This window comes from Paenibacillus sp. PL2-23 (assembly GCF_040834005.1).
Taxonomy (GTDB): domain Bacteria; phylum Bacillota; class Bacilli; order Paenibacillales; family Paenibacillaceae; genus Pristimantibacillus.
This window is the reverse complement of sequence record NZ_CP162129.1, coordinates 3,331,772-3,347,711: the sequence shown is the minus strand read 5'-3', so window position 1 is coordinate 3,347,711 and position 15,940 is coordinate 3,331,772. Positions and strand designations below refer to the sequence as shown.

15 protein-coding genes are annotated in these 15,940 nt (G+C 54.2%); 11 read left to right on the top strand and 4 right to left on the bottom strand.

Features of this window, described 5'->3' with window-relative positions:
- Positions 1–239 precede the first annotated feature (239 nt).
- The 6 genes from AB1S56_RS14650 (at position 240) to AB1S56_RS14625 (ending at position 5,441) form a co-directional block, all read left to right on the top strand.
- Positions 240–2,132 (top strand): diguanylate cyclase, encoded by a 1,893-nt coding sequence (locus AB1S56_RS14650; protein WP_340871789.1) that lies wholly within the window; start codon positions 240–242, stop codon positions 2,130–2,132.
- A 130-nt stretch (positions 2,133–2,262) separates the two neighbouring features.
- A complete protein-coding gene (locus tag AB1S56_RS14645) occupies positions 2,263–2,991 on the top strand; it encodes a hypothetical protein (protein ID WP_340871788.1) in 729 nt (242 codons plus the stop codon).
- Positions 2,992–3,058: 67 nt separating this feature from the next.
- A complete protein-coding gene (locus AB1S56_RS14640) occupies positions 3,059–4,174 on the top strand; it encodes an aminopeptidase (RefSeq protein ID WP_340871787.1) in 1,116 nt (371 codons plus the stop codon).
- Between the two features lie 111 nt (positions 4,175–4,285).
- Positions 4,286–4,528 carry an HPr family phosphocarrier protein gene (locus AB1S56_RS14635; RefSeq protein ID WP_340871785.1) on the top strand — a complete coding sequence of 81 codons (243 nt, stop codon included), beginning with the start codon at positions 4,286–4,288 and terminating at the stop codon, positions 4,526–4,528.
- 136 nt (positions 4,529–4,664) lie between these two features.
- Complete coding sequence (locus tag AB1S56_RS14630) at positions 4,665–4,958, top strand: YlaN family protein (RefSeq protein WP_340871784.1); 294 nt, start codon at positions 4,665–4,667, stop codon at positions 4,956–4,958.
- Positions 4,959–5,060: 102 nt separating this feature from the next.
- Positions 5,061–5,441, top strand: a complete 381-nt coding sequence (locus AB1S56_RS14625) for an Asp23/Gls24 family envelope stress response protein (protein WP_257446417.1) — start codon at positions 5,061–5,063, stop codon at positions 5,439–5,441.
- 55 nt (positions 5,442–5,496) lie between these two features.
- Here the strand turns inward: AB1S56_RS14625 and ftsW are convergent, their stop codons facing one another.
- The 3 genes from ftsW to AB1S56_RS14610 all read right to left on the bottom strand — a co-directional run bounded on the left by ftsW (position 5,497) and on the right by AB1S56_RS14610 (position 8,849).
- A complete protein-coding gene (gene ftsW / locus AB1S56_RS14620) occupies positions 5,497–6,660 on the bottom strand; it encodes a putative lipid II flippase FtsW (RefSeq protein WP_340871783.1) in 1,164 nt (387 codons plus the stop codon).
- Between the two features lie 15 nt (positions 6,661–6,675).
- Positions 6,676–7,020: a YugN family protein gene (locus AB1S56_RS14615; protein ID WP_340871782.1), complete on the bottom strand. Its 345-nt coding sequence runs from the start codon at positions 7,018–7,020 to the stop codon at positions 6,676–6,678.
- 356 nt (positions 7,021–7,376) lie between these two features.
- Complete coding sequence (locus tag AB1S56_RS14610; protein ID WP_340871780.1) at positions 7,377–8,849, bottom strand: transposase; 1,473 nt, start codon at positions 8,847–8,849, stop codon at positions 7,377–7,379.
- A 262-nt stretch (positions 8,850–9,111) separates the two neighbouring features.
- Between AB1S56_RS14610 and AB1S56_RS14605 the strand changes: the two genes are divergently transcribed.
- Positions 9,112–10,302, top strand: coding sequence for an amidohydrolase (locus AB1S56_RS14605; protein ID WP_340871779.1), 1,191 nt, complete (start codon positions 9,112–9,114; stop codon positions 10,300–10,302).
- A gap of 49 nt (positions 10,303–10,351) precedes the next feature.
- Here AB1S56_RS14605 and AB1S56_RS14600 read toward each other — a convergent pair whose 3' ends face one another.
- Positions 10,352–11,209: a thermonuclease family protein gene (locus AB1S56_RS14600; protein ID WP_340871778.1), complete on the bottom strand. Its 858-nt coding sequence runs from the start codon at positions 11,207–11,209 to the stop codon at positions 10,352–10,354.
- Between the two features lie 167 nt (positions 11,210–11,376).
- On the opposite strand from AB1S56_RS14600, the gene AB1S56_RS14595 reads away from it, so the two are divergent.
- The 4 genes from AB1S56_RS14595 to AB1S56_RS14580 all read left to right on the top strand — a co-directional run bounded on the left by AB1S56_RS14595 (position 11,377) and on the right by AB1S56_RS14580 (position 15,877).
- A complete protein-coding gene (locus tag AB1S56_RS14595) occupies positions 11,377–13,089 on the top strand; it encodes a DNA repair helicase XPB (RefSeq protein ID WP_340871777.1) in 1,713 nt (570 codons plus the stop codon).
- Positions 13,086–15,035, top strand: a complete 1,950-nt coding sequence (locus tag AB1S56_RS14590) for a helicase-associated domain-containing protein (RefSeq protein ID WP_340871776.1) — start codon at positions 13,086–13,088, stop codon at positions 15,033–15,035. Before AB1S56_RS14595 ends, AB1S56_RS14590 begins: the two co-directional genes overlap by 4 nt.
- A 72-nt stretch (positions 15,036–15,107) precedes the next feature.
- Positions 15,108–15,572 carry a YlbF family regulator gene (locus AB1S56_RS14585; RefSeq protein ID WP_340871775.1) on the top strand — a complete coding sequence of 155 codons (465 nt, stop codon included), beginning with the start codon at positions 15,108–15,110 and terminating at the stop codon, positions 15,570–15,572.
- A 41-nt stretch (positions 15,573–15,613) separates the two neighbouring features.
- Positions 15,614–15,877, top strand: coding sequence for a YlbG family protein (locus AB1S56_RS14580; protein ID WP_340871774.1), 264 nt, complete (start codon positions 15,614–15,616; stop codon positions 15,875–15,877).
- Positions 15,878–15,940 lie beyond the last annotated feature (63 nt).

The following is a 15,940-nucleotide window of genomic DNA, read 5'->3' as shown; positions in this document are numbered from 1 at the left end:
CACAAACCTGAGGGTGACACAAAACCGTACGCCCATGTTTTCAACAATTAATATTATAGGAGATACACGGGAAAAGTCAAGAAGAACAGGTGTCTCCGCATAGAAAAGTGAAGGACCGCAAAAAAGTGCCTATAGTCCTATAAAATATGGAAACGATAGTGCAATATTCTTAAAAATAAAGTATGATGGTAGAAATGAAAGTTGTCCCCTTGCACGGATAGGAAAGGGTCAGGTGCTCAATGGTCAATGAATGGATGGTCGAACAGCCCATTTGGTTTGCCAATGAAGATATTCATGAAGCGGACGAGCCTTATCTTCCGAATCTGCTAGCCGAAAGCTTCTCCTCATGGAAGCGTGAAGCGGGCGATTTGTCTTCTCTCCGGGCGGGGCAATATCGTGTATACACGAAAGATGGCCGGTGGCAGGGAGCCACTCGTGGGGAAGCGGAGGACGAAGAGGTGGACGTCGTCGCCGCGGCTGCTGTAGAATCCGCTATGAAGCTTGACGATGCCAGCGTCGTCAGCACGGCACAATGGGACGCTACCGCCATTCCGATTCGCCGTAGACGGGATCGGTCCATACTGGCTATGCTGGTGTTCTGCGCGAGGCGCGGGACACCGGTCACAAGGAATGAGCTGGAGTCCGCCGCGCTTCATTACCGCTCCTGCTTCTATCGCAGCTTTGAGCATGTGTTCGTCAGAGACCTCCTGCTCCAGCAAGAACGAACGGATAAGGAAGCGGATCGAAGAGAAGCCTTGTTCCTCGCCGCGAAGCGATTGTACGATCAGACGGACGTAACATCCGTTCTGACGGAGATGCTTTACAGTCTGGAGACATTGTACCCTAACTCCGAGGTGCATCTGTATCTGTCGCAGGATTACGTGGATGGAGATCCCCGTATCAAGCCTCTTATGTTCAAGAATACGGCCCATGATATCGTGGCGAAGGCGTTCCTAGGGGGCAAGCCGGCCATGGAGTTTGAACGCGACGGAACCATGCGTCTTGCCGTACCCATGACGGGCAAGCAGGCGGCCTATGGCGTACTGTGCATTCTGGTGGAGCGGGGCAAATGGGATGAGTCTGATTTGCCGGCGTTCCAGCTGCTGGGCGACACGGCGGGCACCGCGTTCGAGAACGCCAAGCTGTATGAGCAGTCGAACCTGCTTATCAATGAGCTTCGTTTAATTAATGAGATGACCAAACGTCTGAACCAGTCGCTTCGCGTGAAGGAGATCTTCCAATTCGCGACCAATGAGCTGCTGACGATCTTCGAAGCCGACTATTGCTGTGTGCTTCAGCTTGATAAGCCGACCAATCGTTTTATCGTCAAATCCAGCAATGTACCGGCAATGGCTAGCGAGCAGTTCTCGCCGGAGTATGGCTTCTGCGGCATTATATACCGAACGAAGGAACCTCTTATTATATCGGACTATTGGAATACTCGCGTTGTTACCTCCAAGCTTATGGACAATACGGGCTCCCGTTCGCTGATCGCCACTCCAATCTTCGTGGACGGAGAGGTGGTAGGCGTTATTCTCGTTACGCATAAGGTGCCTAATTTTTTCTCCTACGACAATTACAAGCTGCTGCAGGTCATGAGCACGCATATTGGACTTGCCTTCACGAACGCGTCGCTGCATGCCGAGGTCAGAAGGATGGTTATCACAGATAACCTGACCGGTCTTCATGCTCGGCATTATCTGGACGAGCAGATTCAGAGCAGACAGCGCAAGGATTCGTTCGGCTCACTCATTCTTGTGGACATTGATTATTTCAAACGGGTGAATGACACGTATGGCCATCAAGTAGGCGATCGAATCCTCATACAGGTAAGCAACATTATCTCCAGCACAATTCGCCAAGGGGACATTGCAGCCAGATGGGGCGGGGAAGAACTCGCCGTCTATTTGCCCGGCATTCGGACAGACCAGGCCTTGCGTATCGCGGAGCGCATTCGCGCCCAGGTGGCGGAGGAGACAGACCCGTCCGTGACGGTCTCATGCGGAGTGTCGGAGTGGACCTTCGACAATGAGAAGATTAGCGTGGAATCGTTGTTCTATAGAGCCGACATGGCTTTGTATGAAGCGAAGCACAAGGGACGGAACTGCATTATGGTAGGAGATCATCATTAGAAGACGCCTTGAATGAGGGCGTCTTTTTCTATGCGGTTTATATGATGTGGGGTATAAGAGAGGCGTCATTCCGGTACTCTAAAAAAAGCTGGGCAGATTGGGTAAGACGCGTGGACGTGGAGGGATGAGGATGGGATGGAATCGAAGGCGACTTGTCGCCATGCTGGCGGCCGCTTGGTTAACCATGGCTGGCTGCGCCGGAGCAGCCTCCAAGCTTGCTCCGGAGGAATGGCTTCGGCTGTCGTATGCCGGTCTGGCAGGGATGGATCAATATTCATTCGCCGGGGCAATGAGTATAGGAATGGCAGGAGGGCCGCCACTGAAGCCGCAGCTGTTCGAAGGCAAGGTGGTAGACCACCATCAGCTTACGATACAATCAGACATTCAGGATTCGTTATACTGGAATCCGGTGCAGGTGCTGGAGACGTTAAGCCGATCCTATGAGAGGGTAGCGATGCTGCCTGCAACGGAGGCGGGAGCCGGGAGCGCGGATACGGTAACGATCAGGGTCAAGGAAAAGCCGGTTGAGTCCAAAAACCGTTGGGAGAAGGCGCTGAGGGAGGAGCTGGAGCAGGTGGCTTCCGACGCGGCGCTTGCCGCAGACGACGCTTACACCTCAGAGCGCCAAGCGCTGCTGGTTCAGGCTTCGAAGGAGCTAAGCCTGATGCTGTCATCGCTAGAGGTTGAGACCGAATATGATATTGTAATTGACCGGCGTCTGATGCTTCCGCTGAAGATGGAGGAGAACACCGTATTCACGTATGACCGCAACGAGGAGCGGAAGCGTGAAAGCCGCCATACCACCGTTCGCTTCGAAGCGTTTAACGGAGCGTCAACCGTGACGGAGGAAGTGCAATAAGAGAAAAATCATGATACGATATGAATCGTTATTATGGTTAAAAGCGATTAGAAGGAGTAGATCAACCATGCGCGATCCAAGACTGAAACGACTGGCCCAAAATTTAGTTCAATATTCCATTGACGTCCAGCCAGGCGACAATATTCTTATTGACATGATTGGCTCCGAGAAGGAGCTTGCGAAGTGCATCATCGAAGAGGTAGCCGCTCGCGGCGGCCGTCCGTTCCTGGAGTTTAGCGACCGCTCCGTGCTCCGCACCATGCTGATGCATGCGACGAAGGAGCAGATGGAGACTTGGGCAGCGCTGGATCTGGAGCGGATGAAGCAGATGCAAGGCTACATCGGCGTTCGATCCGGCGACAACGTCAACGAGCTTGCGGACGTGCCGAAGGAAAACATGCGTTTATATGAGCAGCTGTACCGCAATCCCGTACATATGGAGCAGCGCGTCAAAAAAACGAAGTGGGTCATCCTGAGGTATCCAAGTCCCTCTATGGCGCAGCTGGCCAACATGAGCACAGAGTCGTTCGAAAACTTCTATTTCGACGTATGCAATCTGGATTACGCCAAGATGGAGAAGGCGATGGACCCGCTCAAGGCGCTGATGGATCGGACGGATAAGGTGCGTATCGTAGCGCCTGGAACAGATCTGACGTTCTCTATCTTGAATATTGGCTCCAAAAAATGCTGCGGGCATCGCAATATTCCCGATGGTGAGGTGTTCTCCGCGCCGGTGCGCGATTCCGTTAACGGCACAATCACATACAATGCGCCAAGCGTGTATTCGGGCGTAACGTTCCAGCATATTTCGTTTACATTCGAGAATGGCAAAATCGTGAAGGCCGAGAGCAATGATACGGCGCGGTTGAACGAAATTTTGGATACGGATGAAGGCTCTCGCTATATCGGTGAGTTTGCGATCGGCTTTAATCCCCATATCCTGCATCCCATGAATGATATACTGTTCGATGAAAAAATCGCGGGCAGCCTTCATTTTACTCCAGGGCAGGCCTATGAGGAGACGGATAACGGTAACCGCTCCGCGGTTCATTGGGATCTTGTTCTCATCCAGCGACCGGAGTACGGAGGCGGCGAAATCTACTTCGACGATGTGCTGATTCGCAAGGACGGATTGTTTGTCATTCCGGAGCTGGAAGCACTGAACCCGGACGCGCTGAAATAGTAATTATTTCAAATGAAGCGTTTTTTTCACCAAACCACTTGATGCTGAAGGGGTTTCAAGGTATCATGTTGTCAAAGGAAAGCTTTACTAATTTGTATGGAGGGATTCACCATGTCCAATAACGCAGCAATTGTTGAGATTTCTCAAGCAGCTAGCCAATTCTCTTCTTCCATCGTACTACAGGCTGACAGCAAATACATCGACGTTAAGAGTATTCTTGGCCTGTTCACGACATTGGTGGGCGGTCACTCCTACGAGCTCCACGTCCATGGTCCAGATGCCGAGGAAGCGAAGCAGAAGATGTCCGAGATATTTGCGAAGCATAACCTGAACGTTACTGTCATTACTGATTAATTGCAATCGTTATCCATTATGCGCCCCCTCCGCCTGGAGGGGGCGCATTTATGTTTTGTCCTTGTGTATTCGTCTCATTTCGTCTAATATAAAGGGTATAGAAGTTGGCAGGTTGACGCGCACAGGGGGGAGAAGTATGTCTGCACCGGAAATCACGGATTTGTTGCACGAGCGAGCGCTTCGTCTTCTTCAGGAGGACGCGGGTAAAATAGAGAAGTTAATCGAGGTACAGATGGAGAACTTGACGACTCGTCAATGTCCACTGTACGAAGAGGTACTGGACACACAGATGTATGGGTTTTCGCGCGAGGTGGACTTTGCGGTACGCGCGGGATTGATTGCCGAGCTTTCGGGCAAGGACATCTTGAACAGGCTTGAACGTAATTTGGCTGTATTATACGAGGCTTTGGATCGCAAAGCGCAGGGGTAGTCTTCTTCGGAGGACTGCTTTTTTTGTTTCGTCACCCATTCTTGCTTCGGGGCGTCTGTTCCATTACAATGAACCTATATGGCAAATTGAGGAGTGGATGACATGACCGAAGACCTTCAAACTGGCATTATCCGTATATCCGATGACGTAGTAGCGACAATCGCGGGACTTGCAGCACTCGAAACGCCAGGCATCGCGGCAATGTCAGGCGGCATCTCAGAAGGACTTGCCAAACGTCTCAGCGGGAAGAACGTACAGAAAGGCGTATCGGTCGAGGTTGGCCAAGTAGAAGCAGCCATCGACTTAAGAATTATTGTGCATTACGGTATTCCGATTCAAGAGGTTTGCCGCCAGCTGCAGCTCAATGTGCGGGAATCTGTCGAGAACATGACGGGTCTGCAGGTAGTAGAGGTAAATGTGAAGGTAGAGGGCGTTGCGTTCAAGGAAGACGAACCGGAAGAGACGCCTCAACGATTGAAATAAAACAAAAACCATAATGCGGCGCTCCCATCCAGGGGGCGCCGCATTATGGTTAAGGCTAGGCTTTGCCTTTGGTTCTCTTGGGCTTGTCCGTGCGATTGTATTCTCTGGAGATGCTGAGCATAATGCCCATGCTAACCAGACTAAACAGCATAGAGGACCCGCCGTAGCTAATGAACGGAAGCGTCACTCCGGTAATGGGTATCGTCGCCGTTACGCCTCCGATATTGATAAAGGCTTGCATGGCGAACAGTCCCACGATGCCGACGCCGACCACTGTCCCATAGATATCGGGGCACCGCAGCGAAACAATCAAGCCGCGCCACAAGAACAGCAGATAAAAGATGAGGAAAATCACAGAACCGATGAACCCCAGCTCCTCCGCAATGATAGAGAAGATAAAGTCATTATAGGGATAATCCAAATAATGCAGCTTCTGAACGCTTTCACCGAAACCGGCCCCCGTCAATCCGCCGTGTCCCAGCGCCTGGAGCGATGAAATGAGCTGGAATGCGCCATCCTGCTGATTGGCGATAGGGTCCATGTACGAGGTGAACCTTTCAATGCGATACTCCCAAGAACGGGGATTGATAGCCATCGAGATCGAGACTAATACCGTGACAACGAGAGATAACGCCACTCCGGAGGCGAATACCTGCTTCAGGTTCGCTCCGCCGGCCATAATCATAATCGTCGCGCAGACGGCGAGCACTAGGCAGGAGCCCAGATCCGGTTGCAGCATAATGAGCCCGCAGACGATGGAGACAATAATCATAACAGGCAGCAGGCCTGTCTTGAAATCTCGGAACTTCTCGCCCTTCTTCGAGATGAGCGCTCCCAGATATAGAATAATGGCAAGCTTCGCGGGCTCCGTTGGCTGAATACCGAGCGAGCCGAAGCCGAACCAGCTTCGCGCGCCGTTAATTTCCTCGCTGGTGAAGGGGACCAGGATCAGCATAACCAGAACCGGCACAAAAAACAGCATAAACGCTTTCTTGAAAAACTGGTACCTGAGGTTCATCGCCACGAACATAGCGAAGAGCCCGAGGCCAGCCCACACGAGCTGGCGCTTGGTGAAATATAAGGCATCGTTCCAACCGATGGCGGCTACGCCCGAGCTGGCGCTGAACACCATTAGGATACCGAAGCCTACAAGCAGCAGCGTCATGATGAGAAGCAGAAAGTCCGGTCTTCCCCGACTGCCGTTGTGCGAAGCTTTCATGAGAGTTGTCCCTCGTTAGACAAGCTGCTGCTTCAGCTGTTCCAGACGTTGCGCGCCCGTATCCATAATATGCTTTGGAACAGGCGATTCGTATTCCATGCCATGCGGGAAGGTAGCCCGACCAATGTAGATGGCTTCGATGACCAGAACGGCGTGCGGGTTCTCAAGCTTGCCTTCGACAGCGCGTGTGTTCACGCGAAGGAAATAGTCTTGTCCGCTTGTGCGGTCTGTCAATTTCAAATCGTATGTAGCGCGGTAGTATTCCCATTGCCAACGAACGAAGCCGGCTTTCTCCGCCGCGTCGTCCAAGATATGCAGCTCGCTCTGGAGCCCATTCAGTCCGGAGTTTTCAATAATCATTTCAGTTCCTCCCAATATTCACAAGACATAGTTGTTCGCATTCTTTACTCATGATAGTATGTTTCCCCAGTCTTAGCAAGCCTTAGTCCCTATGGAATGGCGAAGTTCGGGACATTGTAATAATTGCACGGCGGCGGGCAAAATGGAGAGTGGGGAGCGGCGCGTCAGCAAGGCTTCCATAAAGCGCGCATCTTCTGCTAAACTAGATAAAACGATAGCCTCTCGGAATTAGAGACGGGCTGAAGGGGAGCGTGCGGGAGTAAATGAGCTTTGGTGCTGGAAAACATGGAAAATGAAAACCATTTTTAAAAATAGGCAGACCTCGCCAATTTCTGAGAATCGTTTTTTTGAAAAGCTTAAGCGAATGTAGGGCAGATAGTAGCTTTCAGCTTGTCCCATTCGTCCTTCTGGCTCATATACCAGGCATCCATGTGCTGGCAGGTCATAATGCCGTAGATCCGCATGTACCACATCATCGTCGAGCGGTGCCGCCCGGATTCGAGTTTGTAATCGATCTTTTCCCGCTTATTGGAACGCTCAATAGACGTGCGGCGTTTGTAAATCAACTTCCACTTCTCTGACTCGCGAGCGGTTTTAGGAAACAGGCGAAGATTATCGTTGCTGTGCGTATGGTATGTCCGTCCGTACTTGGCATCCGAGCACCCGCAGGATGAGGTGCACCGCCACTTCTGGCGGTTTTGGGATTTATCAAACCCGTTTGGCTTCATTTCACGGCCTTTCGGACAGATTGGAATGCCGGCCGGAGAAATCTGGATGTCGCTGTCCGTCGTCAGATTCTTCTTGCTACGCTTGTTTAGATCAATGAAAGGCTCGATGTCCTGCTGATCCAGAAGCGTGTAAATCGCTTCTGCGTCATGAGCGGCATCGAGCAGTATCTTATCGATCACGCCAAGGTTGAAACGGTGCTTACATTCCATCATACTGATGACTAGACTGACAGCGTCATGCCGGGAAGCAGGCTGCAGTCTAGGGTACAAAGGCAAGTCGTATTTACTATCAGCCGCAGAAATCATGTAGAGATGGTATCCGTTATAATACTTCTCTCTGGCGCTGTCCCAGCCCGAGTTGCAATCGGGCTGGGAGTAAATACGAGGATGGTTACAACCCAGCAAACCTTGGGCAAAACAATCGCAAGTGGCCTTGCTTCTTGTATAGGCAGCAGTGACGATGGGAGTTCCATCACCGGCAGCACTCAGCGCTGAAACATCCCCAAGCAAACCTAGATTCGCCGATACGGTAAGGATTTGTGACTGGAAGAAGTCGAACAAGGGATCCGTTGGTAAAGCTGTTTTCTTATCCGCGTGACGCATCATCCAAGTGACGAGACGTTTGACTCTGCCCGGTGTAGCCGTAGGCGCTTTCTCACCTTTTTTGCCTTTCTTCGGTTTGCTCTTGCGTTTGGGTTGCTTCATCGGTTTAAGATGTTTGTCTACCGCAGGCCAAAGGCGTCTGAAGAAATCATAGAAGGTCCCGACGCCAGGAAGATCATCGAAGTCGAAACCGCAGAGAATGGCATAGATCGGTGTCCGCTTCAAGACATTCACCCATTCGGTTAATCCCTTCTCGGGGTTGGTCATGAGGAACAAGAGGAAGGATCGAAACATAGCAGCTGGATCTCGAGGTTCAGGGCCGCGATCCGAGTAAGAGTCTCGAAGAAATGTCGTGATGGGAGAAAGATCAGTCATCCAAAATTTCGTAAGAAGCGGCCAGTCCTTTTGGATGATAATGATACCGGGCCCAACATGAGTACGAAGCTGTTTAAGAACAAAGTCTTGGTAGTCCGCATGCGGAACAAAAATAGGTTTCATGAGAAGCTCTCCAATCGCGATTAATGGGCTTGAAAAACGAACCCTTACGACGCGATTTTGGAAAATTGGAGGATTTGTCAAGGCTTTTTCGGTGAAAATGACCAAATATTCCTAGAATATTTCCCATAACGCAAAAAGGAATTAAATGAAAAAATCCCCCTACGAAGTAGGAGGAGAGCAAGTTTGGTGGTACAAGGAAACCCTTGTCCCATCTACCTCGGCGAATGCCGAGAGGCTATAACGTTGTGAGGAGGGTGCCGAGATGGAGCTGGTAGCCATGGCTGAACAAATGATAGCCCAGCTATACCCCGAGATGGTCGCGTGGCGCAGATATTTGCATCAGCATCCCGAGCTTTCATTCCACGAAAAGAAGACAGCTGCTTGGCTCGCAAGCAAGCTGAGAGATATCGGCTGCGAGCTGCGGACGGAGGTCGGCGGCCACGGCTTGATTGTTACCATTAAAGGAGATCTGCCAGGTCCTGTAGTGGCGCTAAGGGCGGATATCGACGCGCTGCCCATCCAGGACGAGAAGGATTGCGATTACGCGTCCAAGTCGCCAGGCGTTATGCACGCGTGCGGTCATGACGGCCATACGGCAACGCTGCTGGCCGTTGCCCAATTCTATCAATCGCACAGAGGCAAGCTGAAGGGCGAGAGAAGACTGCTCTTCCAGCCAGCGGAGGAGGTCACGCCGGGCGGAGCGGCCCAGATGGTGCGCGACGGGGCGATGGCAGGCGCAGATGTTATATATGGCGTGCATCTGTGGACCCCGCTCCCTTATGGCAGCGCTTCGACGAAGGCAGGACCTTTCATGAGCGCGGCGGATGAGTTTGTCATTGATATTGAAGGAAAGGGCGGCCACGGGGGACTCCCCCATCAAGCCGTGGATGCCATTGTCGTTGGGTCGGCGCTTGTGCAGGGTCTTCAGACCATAGTCAGCCGCAATGTGAATCCGCTGCATCCCGCTGTCTTGACGATTGGCTCGTTCCAAGCGGGCACCACCAACAATATCATCGCGGAGAAGTGCCAGCTGAAAGGAACGGTAAGGTCGTTCGAGGAGTCGACTCGGTTCATGATCCATAAGCGACTGGAGGCATTCATTCGTCATACTTGCGAGATGTACGGCGCGGAGCATCACTATCACATGAGAGTCGGCTATCCGCCTGTCGTTAACGATGGACTTGAAGCTGCCCGCTTCTTCGACGTAGCACCCGGCATCTTCGGGAAAGCCGGCACTATAGAGGCTGAAGCCATCACCGTCGCGGAGGATTTCTCCTACTATTTGAAGGAGAAGCCGGGCTGCTTCATGTTCGTAGGCGCCGGCAATCCGGATTGCGGGGCGCTCTATTCCCACCATCATCCCAAATTTGATTTCGACGAGCGCGCCATGAAGGATGCCGCGGCATTGCTGATCGGCATGGCGGAGCATTACGCCAGCGAACACGGAGAATAAACGCTGTACGGGTCAAAAAAAAGAGCTTGCCGCTGCTGCGGGGGGACAATTAATTGTCCTCCCACAGGGCGACAAGCTCATTTTTTTCATTATACAGCTCTGCAGGATCGCTCTCCATGTTATTCCATACATTATCGACTTCCCATTCCAGGCGGAGAGCCTTGTCATCCAGGCGCGCTGGTTCGTTAAGGCCGGATATGATAAGCAGCTTGCCTTGGCCCGGCAGCTCGAACGGTTCAAAGCTGTACGTCTGGTTGCCTCTTACGCTGACCAGCTTCCAGTCCTCCATATTGATGGGCTCGAATGTCGTGTTCACGATTGTCACGACCTCCGCGACCTTGTCCACGTTCATCTCCAGGCCTATCGACGCCGCCTTCTTGGCTGGCAGCTCGGACTGGCTGGTTTCCTTGCCGGAACGCCATATCCCGATCCCGCTTTGCTTGGCGGATTGCTCCAGCTGCTTGTACACATTCTCCATCTTGACATTGGGCTCTACAATCAGAACCTTCGCCAAGCCTTCCATCAGGAGCAATTCATTCAAGATGCTGCCGTCCTTCAGCTCCACAACAGCAAGTGTGCGGTCGTAGATGTCCTTCAGCTCCTTGTCGAATGTCAGCTTGACCTCGCCGGACTGCTCCAAGCGCTGCTTCGTAAATTCGGATGCCTCCGGGCCGAAGGGCTGTACGGGAGTGTTCGGCTTCTTCGTTTCGGGCGTATCGATATAGAGCATGCGAATGGTGGTGTCCTCATCGCCTACTTGAATTTTAAATGTGTCGCCGTCAACAAAGCCCGACACGGGATACCATGTATCCGACTTCAGGGAAGGGGCGGCTGGCAGAGAGAGATTGGAGCAACCGGCCGTCAGGATTGCGAGCATAAGCAGCAAAAGCATATAAGTATGTCTCATCGAAGTAAAGCCTCCAGCTCGAATAAATGAACCGATACAATCCTATCTACTATAACATAATTTGCGCATATAATCGAAACGGTTTGCAAGCCGGGGGATAAAATCCTGGAAATCCCAGCATACTGAGGGGTGAGACAGCGGCAATGGCCGTGAAGTGAGGTGCCGTTATGGGGACTGAGGCAAGCTTAATCATTCAATCTGATTTGACCATCCTGCTGGATGATCGACTGCCTGCCGCGGCAGCCAGGGAGCTGCTGCTTGCATCTGCGGAGGCCGTTAAGCGAGTGGGATCGATGCATACCTACCGCATTACGCCGATGACGTTATGGCACGCGCTGAGCGCCGGTTGGACTGCCGAGGAAGTCGTAGGGCGGCTGAAGGAGCATGCGCGGTATGGCCTTCCCATGCAGGCGGAGGATGCTGTTCGGCTGTGGGCTGGCCGCTTTGGCAAGCTGAAGCTGTATACAGAAGACACGGAGCTGGTTTTGTCCGGAGAAGCCATCCTGCTTCAGCAGCTGAAGCTGAAGGGCGGCGTTCACGATTGGGTGAAGGCTTATCGCTCCGACACGGAATGGCTTCTGAAGGGGGAGAGCCGCGGCGTCTGCAAGCAAGAGCTGACGAAGCTGGGCTATCATGTAGTCGACCTCGCGGGCTATCACGCCGGACAGGCCCTGGACGTGTCGCTTCGATCGACGACGGCGCGAGGTGCGGCATTCGCGCTGCGGCCCTATCAGCGGGAGGCTGTTCAGCAATTCTCGGCAGACGGAGAAGCGTCGGGAGGGAGCGGCGTTGTGGTGCTGCCATGCGGCACCGGCAAAACCATTGTGGGAGCGGCGGCTATGGCGGAGCTGCGAGCGGAGACGCTGATTCTGACGGCAAGCCGAGCCTCCGCGGAGCAATGGCGGGAGGAGCTGCTGGACAAGACCACGCTTGCGCCGGAGGCGGTTGGCATATACAGCGGCCAAGGGAAGCAGGTGAAGCCGGTCACGATCGCAACCTACCAGCTGTTAACCTATCGCAAGACGAAGTCGGACGCATACAAGCATATGGGGCTGTTCAACGAACGGGACTGGGGGCTTATTATCTACGACGAGGTTCATCTGCTGCCGGCTCCCGTATTCCGGATGACCGCGTCGATTCAAGCGACTCGAAGGCTGGGCCTGACCGCAACGTTAGTGCGCGAGGATGGCTGCGCGGAGGATGTGTATTCGCTGATCGGTCCCAAGCATTATGTTATGAACTGGAAGTTGGCGGAGGAGCAGTCCTACATCTCCACGGTCAGCTGCGCCGAGATTCGTATTCCATTAGCGGATGGGCAGCGGGACAGCTATGTGAGCGCAGCGCCTCGCTCCAAGCTGCGGATTGCAGCCGAGAACGGGAACAAGCTGCCCGTTGTCCGCGAGCTGCTGAGGAGGCATCGGGACAAGCCGACGCTGGTCATAGGACAATATCTGAATCAATTAAAGACAGTGGCCGGCGAGCTGAATGCGCCGCTCCTTACGGGGGAAACGCCGCAAGAGGAGCGGCTGAGGCTGTATGAGGCCTTCCGTTCGGGACAGCATCATGTGCTTGTGGTATCGAAGGTGGCCAATCTCGCAATCGATCTGCCGGACGCGGCAGTGGCGATTCAGCTGTCAGGAAGCTTTGGCTCCAGGCAAGAGGAGGCGCAGCGAGTTGGACGTCTCCTAAGACCGAAATCAGGAAGCAATGAAGCCTGGTTCTACACGCTTGTGACCGAAGGGACGAAGGAGACCGAGTTCGCTCTGAAGCGGCAGATGTTTATGCTGGAGCAGGGCTACGACTACATACAGCTTCCGCTGCCCGGTGACGGCGTTGGGTGCGGGAGTTCAGTTCAATCGAAGGAGGCGGCGCAAGGATGAATACGCGGCAGCTTGAGACCAGGATGAGCAGGGAGAGGCAGGAGGCGCTTCTCCGGCAGCCGCTCTGGAGGCCTGCGGCGGAGAGGGGGCTGACATGGCTGGAGGCTGTCAAGGATCGCGACTGCGCGGCATCGGCGATCAATGGGCTGCCGGCATACGCGTCAACGGCTCTGAAGACGATTCTGCTGCGGCTCGGCGCGGAGGCGGTAACCGAGGAGAAGCTGCTCCAGACGCTTCGCGAGCATACGGGCATGGCGGGCGCAGAGTGCAGAATCGCCATCAGGGGGCTGGAGAGGGCCGGCTTCCTGGTGGCGGTGCAGAAGCTGTGGGGCGAGCGGCTGTACGGGGTTCCTGCCGACTGCTACGCCGTTTGGCTGGGGGTACTGTTGCCGGTCCAGCTGGCTCCGGCAGCGTCACGCGCAAGGTCTGCGGCAGAGGGCTCCCCCAAGGAGCCGTTTGGCCGGAGGCTTCTATATGCCATGGCGGCGCTGGCCAAGGCGGACAGCTCCTATACAGCTAAGGGGCTGCTGCCCAAAAAAACAGCTGCCAGGCTGGATGAAGCGCTGCAGCTTGACGAAAGCAGGCTAAACGCTTTTCCTTTGGAGTGGATGCACAAGGAGCATTATTCCCTGGGGACGGCCTTCGCTCTGACGGCATGCTCCGAGCTGGGGCTGCTGAGCAAGGGGGAGGATCGCCTTGAGCTGGATATGAGGCGGCTGGGCATATGGTCAGCAATGACGGAGGAGCAGCGGGAACGTGAGCTGCAGGACTGGGTATGCTCTGTCCTGTTCCGTTTGGTTGGCGCTGAGGCGCTTGCCGCGGGCGTTCTGCTCAACGCGCCGACGGAAGAGTGGTGTAGCGTTCAGCAAGCCGAGACGCTGCTCGCAGAGGCAGACGCGGCTTCGACGACGATGCCGAGCTGGACACGATTGTTTCATGAGCTTGGATGGATGGAGCTGGGATTAGCCGACACTGACCCTTGTGAATCGTTATTCAAGCGGCGGCGCTTCTCAAGCGCTTCAGACACGGAGCCTATTATGGTGCAGCCTAACGGGGACATTTGGGTGCCGCCGGGGTGCCGCTATACAATCCGATGGGAGCTGGAGCTGCTTGGCGAGCGGCAGAACGCGGAGGAGCCTGTTCTCTATCGACTAACGCAGGCCGCGGTCTCCAATGCCCTGGAGCAGGGGCGAACGAGGGAGGGGCTGGAGCAATTCCTTGCGGAGGCAAGCGGGGAGGAGTCCTGCTCCCTCCATGTACAGTCGCTGCTTCGCGAGTGGACGGACAAGGCCTGCCGATTTGCCTTCCAGGCGGTTACGCTGCTGCGCTGTGATTCCCAGGAGATGGCCCGGCATGTGAAGGCGATAAAGGAAGTGTACGGGCTGCCTCTCCAGGAGATTGGCGGTTTGGACTTTATTGTCCCCGGCGATTCGGTCACTGAAATCAGGAGGCTGCTGCAGAAGTCGGGTTATCCTCCACGCAAAGGAGTCATCGGTGTCAGCGGCTCGCCGGCAGCGCGGCCCAGCTATCCGCCTCTGCCCCATACGGATGGGGATTCCGCTCCGATTCCCCCTTCAGAGCCGTCCATCCGTCTGCTGCTTGAGCCCATCGCACTGCACCAGTACGGACTCGTACAGGAGGAGACGGAGGTGGTGCTGCTGCCCGGCATCGAGCAGGTTCCTGCCGCGTGGTGGAATGAAATGCGAAGCTATCACGATTCCACCCGCAAAGCGTTTATGCAGCAGGCCGTTGCGCTGCAGACCGCTGTTCAGCTGCGCTTGAACGGAGAGCTGCAGGCCTTTGTTCCCGAGCAGGTGGAGCAGCGGGGGCGAGAGTGGGCGGTGACCGGCCGCATGGTCAGCGGCGACCGTCCGGAGAAGAGCAGGTTGACTCCGGATATGTGGGAGGAGATGAGGCTGCTGCTTCCTAACGGGCTATCCACATAATGTGTTTTTCTATTGGCGAGGGGTATATGTTATGATATTGTAGTAGCAAGCGAATAGGAAAGAGGTGGATCCATGCCGGTTGCCGAATCAAGTCAAGCAGGGGCGGCTCAGGAGGATGGCGCAAGATCTTCGCTCGATATGGGATCGCTGCTTCTGTCCGCTTACGAGCTGGGAGATTGGATTAATCAGTCGGCCGAGGTGGCCGAATATTTATATTGGAAGTCCGTCGTGGAGGGAAGTGCCGAGGTGAAGGCGCTGCAGAGCCAATTCGCCAAAGCCAAGGAATTGTTCGAGGAGTGCCAGCGATTCGGACGATTTCATCCCAGCTACCATGAAGCCAAGGATAAGGTGAAGCTGATCCAGAATCAGCTGGCGGAAGTGGAGTGCGTCAGCAGATTCAAGGCAGCGGAGCAGACGGTGGACGATATGCTGTATGAGGTGTCCAGGCTGATCGCGGAGTCCGTGTCCGATCTCATCAAGGTGCCGGGCAATGAACGGAATGTCGGAGGCGGCTGCGGCAGCGGAGGCTGCGGCTAGCAGGCTGCGCGGGCGAGCCGGAGGGAAGAGGAGAGTGGGAGATGTTACCGGATCGAACGGGATTTATTGTATGGGTTAGCGATCTGAAGGCGGCCAGGGCGCTGGAGCGTTTCGGAACTGTTCATTATATGTCCAGGAAGCTGCATTACGTGGTGATGTATATGAACGCCGACAAGGTGGAGGAATCGCTGAAGCAGATGAGCCGGCTGTCATACGTGCGCAAAGTCGAAAGATCCTTCCGCGCCGAGATACCGACTGAATACAGCAAGGACAGCGAAGACAAAACGAGATTTTACAGTTTATAATTTTTTTGGCTGAATGTTGTAACCAAAGGCTTCCCGGCGTCGTTAAGACGTTAGGGAGGTCTT

What these genes read in the sequence shown, in the direction of transcription:
- AB1S56_RS14590 (WP_340871776.1), top strand. Translation starts at nt 13,086, where the DNA reads ATGAATACGCGGCAGCTTGAGACCAGGATGAGCAGGGAGAGGCAGGAG.
- ftsW (WP_340871783.1), bottom strand. Translation starts at nt 6,660, where the DNA reads ATGAAAGCTTCGCACAACGGCAGTCGGGGAAGACCGGACTTTCTGCTT.
- AB1S56_RS14625 (WP_257446417.1), top strand. Translation starts at nt 5,061, where the DNA reads ATGACCGAAGACCTTCAAACTGGCATTATCCGTATATCCGATGACGTA.
- AB1S56_RS14640 (WP_340871787.1), top strand. Translation starts at nt 3,059, where the DNA reads ATGCGCGATCCAAGACTGAAACGACTGGCCCAAAATTTAGTTCAATAT.
- AB1S56_RS14585 (WP_340871775.1), top strand. Translation starts at nt 15,108, where the DNA reads ATGCCGGTTGCCGAATCAAGTCAAGCAGGGGCGGCTCAGGAGGATGGC.
- AB1S56_RS14635 (WP_340871785.1), top strand. Translation starts at nt 4,286, where the DNA reads ATGTCCAATAACGCAGCAATTGTTGAGATTTCTCAAGCAGCTAGCCAA.
- AB1S56_RS14605 (WP_340871779.1), top strand. Translation starts at nt 9,112, where the DNA reads ATGGAGCTGGTAGCCATGGCTGAACAAATGATAGCCCAGCTATACCCC.
- AB1S56_RS14580 (WP_340871774.1), top strand. Translation starts at nt 15,614, where the DNA reads ATGTTACCGGATCGAACGGGATTTATTGTATGGGTTAGCGATCTGAAG.
- AB1S56_RS14650 (WP_340871789.1), top strand. Translation starts at nt 240, where the DNA reads ATGGTCAATGAATGGATGGTCGAACAGCCCATTTGGTTTGCCAATGAA.
- AB1S56_RS14630 (WP_340871784.1), top strand. Translation starts at nt 4,665, where the DNA reads ATGTCTGCACCGGAAATCACGGATTTGTTGCACGAGCGAGCGCTTCGT.
- AB1S56_RS14615 (WP_340871782.1), bottom strand. Translation starts at nt 7,020, where the DNA reads ATGATTATTGAAAACTCCGGACTGAATGGGCTCCAGAGCGAGCTGCAT.
- AB1S56_RS14600 (WP_340871778.1), bottom strand. Translation starts at nt 11,209, where the DNA reads ATGAGACATACTTATATGCTTTTGCTGCTTATGCTCGCAATCCTGACG.
- AB1S56_RS14645 (WP_340871788.1), top strand. Translation starts at nt 2,263, where the DNA reads ATGGGATGGAATCGAAGGCGACTTGTCGCCATGCTGGCGGCCGCTTGG.
- AB1S56_RS14595 (WP_340871777.1), top strand. Translation starts at nt 11,377, where the DNA reads ATGGGGACTGAGGCAAGCTTAATCATTCAATCTGATTTGACCATCCTG.
- AB1S56_RS14610 (WP_340871780.1), bottom strand. Translation starts at nt 8,849, where the DNA reads ATGAAACCTATTTTTGTTCCGCATGCGGACTACCAAGACTTTGTTCTT.